Source organism: Streptomyces gobitricini (assembly GCF_039532985.1).
Taxonomy (GTDB): Bacteria; Actinomycetota; Actinomycetes; order Streptomycetales; family Streptomycetaceae; genus Streptomyces; species Streptomyces gobitricini.
Genome location: NZ_BAAASR010000016.1, coordinates 238,920 through 240,796 on the forward strand (window position 1 = coordinate 238,920; position 1,877 = coordinate 240,796).

Annotated in this window: 1 protein-coding gene; it reads right to left on the reverse strand. The window is 72.9% G+C overall.

Features of this window, described 5'->3' with window-relative positions; all coding sequences use genetic code 11:
- Positions 1–24 precede the first annotated feature (24 nt).
- Positions 25–1,877, reverse strand: a 1,853-nt coding sequence (locus tag ABD347_RS15355) for a thioester reductase domain-containing protein (RefSeq protein WP_344361281.1), incomplete at its 5' end; no start/stop codon positions are given.

Consider the following 1,877-nt stretch of genomic DNA (forward strand, 5'->3'; position numbering starts at 1 on the left):
CCTCCGGCGCCGGGGCCCCGCACGTCAGGACCCGGTCCGCCCCATGGCGGCGAGGGCGGGGGCCGGCGGCAGGTACCCGGCCCCGACGAAGAACCCGATGTACGTCTCGAAGAGGTCGCGGGTCATCTTCGGGCACTCCACGCCGGTGCCCTCCAGCGCCGCCTCCGTCTCGCTCATGTCGATCGGCGGGTACGCGCCCTCACCGTTCTCGGCGATCTTCCGGAACATGTCCAGCAGCGGGATCAGCGCGTTGTCGCCGTCGTTCTGGACCCTCTCCAGCCAGACCGGCCACTCCACCTCCTCGATCTCGTACCCGAAGGCCCGCAGGTGCTCCAGGATCGTGCTGTAGCGGATGTCGTCCGGGTTGGAGAGGTGGAAGGTGCGGCTCGCGCAGTCCGCCTTCCTCGACAGGGCCACGATCGCGGAGCTGACGTAGTCCACCGGCACCAGGTGGAACACGATGTCGGTGCCCCTGGGGACCGCACGGGCCTGGATGAGGCCCTTGAGGCTGAGCCACACGAAGTCGCGGGTCTGGCAGGCGCCCGACTCCCGGTCGCCGGAGACCACGTCGCCCCGGTACACCGAGACCGGAAGGCCACGCTCCCTGGCCAGGCCGATGATGTGCTCCACCACCCACTTGGTGTGCCGGTAGCCGTTCATGACCTCCGTGGGGCCCATCGGGTCCGTCACCTTCAGCGGCACCCCTTCCCGGACCGGCTTGTCGAACACACCGGTCGAGGAGACGAAGTGCACCGGGACCGTGCGGTGCCGGGCCGCCATCCGCAGCACCTCCTCGGTGCCGCCCACGTTCGCCGCCTTCAGGGCGGTGTACGGGTAGAGCCAGTTGACCAGGGCGCCCCCGTGGAAGACCACGTCGACGGTACGGGCCAGAGTGTCGAACACCTCCTCGGGCAGCCCGAGCCTGGGCTCGCCCAGGTCACCGGGCACCGCCACGACCCGGTGGGCGTGGGTGTCGTCCCAGGCGCCGTACCAGCGGGCGTTGTCCCGCAGCCGTTCCATGCCCTCCGCCGCGTCGGAGGCCCTGACCAGGCAGTGCACCCGCGCCGACGTCGTACGCAGCAGCTCCCGCAGCATGAACGCGCCCAGAAAGCCGGTCGCCCCGGTGAGGAACACCTCCCGCGGGTCCTCCGCCACCGTGACCACCTCGGCGGCCGGCACGATGTCGTCGGCGAGCCGGATCTCCGCGGCGAAGTCCACGGTCCGGGAGGTGTCCTCCGGGGCCCCCACGAGCTCCGCCAGCAGATGCGACGCCAAGTCGGCGGGCGTGGGGTGGTCGTAGACGAGGCTGGCGGGCAGCCGCACACCGGTCGCCGCGTTGAGCCGGTTACGGAGGTCGACCGCGGTCAGCGAGTCGAAGCCCAGCTCCAGGAACCCGCGGTCGGAGTCGATCCCGGCCGCGTCCGTGTGCCCCAGCACCGCGGCCACCTCGTCCCGCAGCAGGTCCCGCAGCAGCGGCAGCCGTTCAGCCTCCGGCAGCTCGCGCACCCGGTCGCCCACCGACCCGGCGGCGCCGCCACGCCCGTGCACGGCGGGCCGGGACGTGGTGCGGGCCAGCGTCCGCAGCAGCGGCGCCACCGGCCCCGGCAGCGCACGCACGGCCGCCAGGTCCAGCGGGGTCGCGACGGGGGCGGTCAGCCCGAGGGCGAGGGCCGTGTCGAGCATGGCGGGCCCCTGCTCCATGGTGACGGGGCGGTAGCCGTCGCGGGCGATACGGGCCAGGTCGGTCTCGTCCAGGTGGCCCGCGATGCCACCGTGCTCCTGCTGCCACAGGCCCCAGGCCACGGAGGAGGCGGGCAGCCCCTGGGCGTGCCGGTACTGGGCGAGGGCGTCCAGGAAGGTGTTGGCCGCCGCGTAGT